This window comes from Catenibacterium sp. UBA627 (genome assembly GCF_002299355.1).
Taxonomy (GTDB): Bacteria; Bacillota_I; Bacilli_A; order Erysipelotrichales; family Coprobacillaceae; genus Catenibacterium; species Catenibacterium mitsuoka.
This window is the reverse complement of the sequence record NZ_DBPF01000117.1, coordinates 8,790-12,936: the sequence shown is the minus strand read 5'-3', so window position 1 is coordinate 12,936 and position 4,147 is coordinate 8,790. Positions and strand designations below refer to the sequence as shown.

At 32.6% G+C, this 4,147-nt stretch carries 4 protein-coding genes; 3 read left to right on the top strand and 1 reads right to left on the bottom strand.

The features are described 5' to 3' along the window. The first annotated feature begins 159 nt into the window (after window positions 1-159). Genes B2S90_RS07600 through B2S90_RS07590 form a run of 3 tightly spaced genes read left to right on the top strand, consistent with a single transcriptional unit; the run spans window position 160 to window position 3,588 of the window. Window positions 160-2,463 carry a YfhO family protein gene (locus B2S90_RS07600; protein WP_286696823.1) on the top strand — a complete coding sequence of 768 codons (2,304 nt, stop codon included), beginning with the start codon at window positions 160-162 and terminating at the stop codon, window positions 2,461-2,463. Then, window positions 2,456-3,367 (top strand): glycosyltransferase family 2 protein, encoded by a 912-nt coding sequence (locus B2S90_RS07595; RefSeq protein WP_055232818.1) that lies wholly within the window; start codon window positions 2,456-2,458, stop codon window positions 3,365-3,367. Before B2S90_RS07600 ends, B2S90_RS07595 begins: the two co-directional genes overlap by 8 nt. Window positions 3,368-3,402: 35 nt before the next feature. After that, entirely contained in the window at window positions 3,403-3,588 is a 186-nt protein-coding gene (locus tag B2S90_RS07590) for a PspC domain-containing protein (RefSeq protein WP_022425271.1), read from the top strand. A 46-nt stretch (window positions 3,589-3,634) separates the two neighbouring features. On the opposite strand, the gene B2S90_RS07585 is transcribed toward B2S90_RS07590, so the two are convergent. After that, on the bottom strand, window positions 3,635-3,823 hold the full coding sequence (locus B2S90_RS07585) for a hypothetical protein (protein ID WP_055232820.1): 189 nt from the start codon (window positions 3,821-3,823) through the stop codon (window positions 3,635-3,637). Window positions 3,824-4,147: the final 324 nt, after the last annotated feature.

The following is a 4,147-nucleotide window of genomic DNA, read 5'->3' as shown; positions in this document are numbered from 1 at the left end:
TTATCACCCATTTTTACAATACCATCTCTTTATTTAAAAAACCTTAAAAGAAATCTTAAGAATTCTTAAACATAAAACTTACAAAAATTAAGCGTTATTAAGAAAATATTAAGCCTAAAATTAAGGTTTATTTCTTACAATAGTAGCGAGGTGAAAATCATGACACGAAAAGACAAACGCACTCTTTGTCTATTAGGTCTATTAAGCATTGTATCCGTATTCCTGTTTACAACTCATGTCTTTGGAAACAGGGTTGACTGGTATAGCCAGCATGTCGTTATTGGGGATGCATTAAGACATGCCATAAGAAGTGAAGGAACACTTTTTCCTACCTATATTAAAGAATTGATGGGTGGAGGCAATATCTATCATTTCTCATATTATGGCTATTTAAGACCTGACATACTCATAGGTGCATTACTTATACATATTGATATGCAGACAATTATCATTGCGTATAGTGTATTGATGATGACATTGTCTGTTTTATGCTGTTATATCTTCTTAAGACAGCATACCAAAGATGAGAACATCTGCATTTTTGTCAGTTTACTTGTATTATTATCAAGTATCTTCTTTCATTCTCATAAACAGATCATGTTTGTGAATTATATGCCTTTCTTATTTTTAGCTTTAATCAGTATTGAAAAGAAGAACTTTCTGGCTTTTACACTATGTGGGAGTTTAATTGTACTTCATAGTTATTTCTATTGTATTGGATGCTTTATTGTATGTTTTATCTATTTACTTTATCGTCATCCAGGTGAATGGAAGAAGCTCTTTGTCTCTTATATACTCATTGTCTTATTGACAGCAATACTGACGATCCCTACATTACTTGTTATTTTAGGCAATGGGAAATCTGGGGCTCCTACACAGCTTGCTTCTCTATTTATTCCTTCACTTAATTTAAAAGGACTTCTTTATAGTGAATATGGGTGTGGACTCACTTATATCTCTTATATACTCTTAGTTCTCGCATTAAGTGATAAACAGTTACAGAAGCTTTCAGCTGTATGTCTTGTATCATTCTACTCTCCATTTGTATGGTTTATTATGAATGGCTTCTTATATGCAAGAAGTAAGATCATGCTTGTCTTTATACCACTCGTCGCTTATATCATGTGTATGATGTTTGTTAAGATTAAAGAGGGAAATATCAAACTCTCTAAGTATTCTCTTGTACTACTTATTATTCCAGTATTTTTCATTAAATACCCACTTTTAGCATTTATAGATTGTCTCTTTGTGATTCTTCTTTTATTACAGAAAAGAAAGAATCTTATTTATGCTTATCTTGTTATACCGTTGTTGGTTGTGTCCTGTACAAACTGTCCATCCTCTTTCTATCAGCCTAAGAAGTATGAAAAGAATGTATCACAGTTAGTAAGAAGAAATAAGATAGTCACTGCAGCCGATCTCACTACAAGACAGAATGTCAATCAGACATATGGGAATAGAATAAATCGTGTATCAGGTTATACATCAACAAATAATAAATACTACAACACATTCCTATTTGATACATTAAGAATACCTATTCCGACAAATAACCGTGTCGCCCAGAATGATACCGACAATATCTTCTACTTAAGAACACTAGGTATTGATACAGTGATATCTAAAAGACAGGCTCCTTATGGTTATTCTTTAAAAGACCAGGCTAAGAAGGTTAAGCTTTACCAATCCAATACAGCCTTACCACAGGCCTATGCAACAAGTTCATTAATGAGTGAGAAGCAGTTTAAACAGCTCTCTTATCCTTATACATTGGATACATTAATGAATTGTGCCATTGTGAATAAAGGTAATAGTCACTACAAAAGTCAATTTGTAGAAGAAAATCCAGGATTTAAGAAATCCTATCATATTAAAAACAAACAGAAGATAGAATTGACACTTAAGCGCCAGACAAACAATGAAATCGTTGTATTAGAATGTGATATTGTCAACAACAGACCTGAAAAAGGTGTCTCTATCACAGTCAATGGAATGAAAAATAAGCTAGCAAGTATTACAAACCCTTATTATCATCCGCATACACATTTCACATTTGTCACTACTACAAACCAATTAAAGGTTTCTTTATCTAAAGGAAACTATTTGATTAAGAATATCAAGATGCATACATTACCTGCATCAGCCTTAAATCAAAAAGTAGATGCCTTAAAGATAAAGAAAACTTTTCATGTTTTAGAAGGAAACATCCATGTATCAAAAGATGGTTACTTCATTACCCGTATTCCTTATGAAAAAGGTTACCGTCTTTATGTTGATAATAAAGAAGTCAATATTGAAAAAGTGAATCAAGCTTTTATTGGATGTCCTATAAGTGAAGGATCTCATCAAGTAAAGATCACCTTTAGTCCACCTGGATATACTCTTGCATGTATTACAAGTGGTGCAGGCGTTATTTTATTAATTATATTCTATGTCTATGGAAGGAGTTATTTAAATGGATAAAATCAGTATTATCGTTCCTTGTTTTAATGAAGAGGACGTTGTTTCTATGTTCTATCAGGAAACGACTAAACAATTACATCGTATACCAGATATCGACTATGAACTATTATTTATAAATGATGGGTCTAAAGACCATACAGCATCAGTCTTAAAAGAACTTGCTGAAAAAGATAGCCATTGTTTCTATTTCACATTCTCTCGTAATTTTGGGAAAGAAGCAGCCATGTTTGCAGGATTAGAAAAGGCTACAGGTGACTATGTTGTTATCATGGATGCCGACTTACAGCATCCACCTAGACTTCTACCTGACATGTATCATGCCTGTAAATATGAAGGCTATGATTGTGCAGCAGGTAAAAGAGTAGACCGTACTGGAGAAGGAAGACTTCGTAACTTCCTTTCTCATTCCTTCTACAAAGTCATTCAGAAATTAACAAAGATGGATATGGATGATGGTGCAGGGGACTTTAGAATGATGTCTCGTCAGATGGTGGATGCCATACTAGAACTCAAAGAATATAACAGATATATGAAAGGCTTATTCTCTTTTGTAGGTTTTGATACAAAATGGATTGAATTCCATAATGTAGAAAGAGCCGCAGGGCAGACAAAATGGAACTTTACGAGTCTATTCTCTTATGCCTTTAAAGGTATCTTCTCTTTTTCGGCAACACCTATTACTTTTGCAGGTATTATAGGTACATTCCTGATTTTCTTATCTCTTATTATTAGTGTGATCTCTGTAGTGATGCACTATCATACATTAGTGATCAATCTTATTCTTTTCTTAAGTGGTGTCCAGTTGATCTTTGTTTCCATACTTGGTCAGTATTGTACATCATGTTACTTTGAAACAAAGAAAAGACCAATCTATATTATTAAAGATACAAATAGAAAATATTAAGGATATATGGTAATATTTGTGAGGAGGGATAAAAAATGAACAAAAGACTATATCGCTCAGCACATGATCGTATGTTAGCAGGCGTTTGTGGAGGAATTGCAGAATACTTCCAGATTGATCCTACTTTAGTAAGATTAGGATGGGTTGCATTTACAGCACTTGGAGGAAGCGGTATTCTTGCATATATTATTCTTGCGGTTATTGTACCAAGTGAATACTAAAAAGAAGGTTCGTGTTAGAACCTTCTTTTTTTGGGTTAGATAGTTGTTATTCTTGTGCAATCTTGTCTGTTTCATCAAAGATATAACGCATTAATCCTCTGTCTTTTTTATAAGACTTTTTAAGTTTTACATAGAGTTCTAATGCATCTTCATCTTTCATTTTAGGAAGATTACTTTTTAAAATTAAGAAGCATTCTTCTTCATAGGGATTACTTAAAATTTTCAGATCTAACATAAAAATCATCTCCTCGAATAATAAAAAACAATGAGATATTCCTTGCTATATATATTATAATACAAATAAAATGATTTGTAATAAATAATATAACAAAGATGTAATTTTTTTATTCTACATGATGGATTGAAACTATGGTAAAATGAATGCAAGTAGGTGAAAAAGTATGGATGAAAGAAGCAGAAAGACACTTTATATTATTATCTGGGTTGTTATTGCGACATTACTTGGGACGATATATGGAAGTTATGTCACACCCTATAAGACACATCTGGTGTTTGGGGCCACTTATATGACCATGAATAACCCTTTTTATGAAGTAAT

What these genes read in the sequence shown, in the direction of transcription:
- B2S90_RS07600 (WP_286696823.1), top strand. Translation starts at nt 160, where the DNA reads ATGACACGAAAAGACAAACGCACTCTTTGTCTATTAGGTCTATTAAGC.
- B2S90_RS07595 (WP_055232818.1), top strand. Translation starts at nt 2,456, where the DNA reads ATGGATAAAATCAGTATTATCGTTCCTTGTTTTAATGAAGAGGACGTT.
- B2S90_RS07590 (WP_022425271.1), top strand. Translation starts at nt 3,403, where the DNA reads ATGAACAAAAGACTATATCGCTCAGCACATGATCGTATGTTAGCAGGC.
- B2S90_RS07585 (WP_055232820.1), bottom strand. Translation starts at nt 3,823, where the DNA reads ATGTTAGATCTGAAAATTTTAAGTAATCCCTATGAAGAAGAATGCTTC.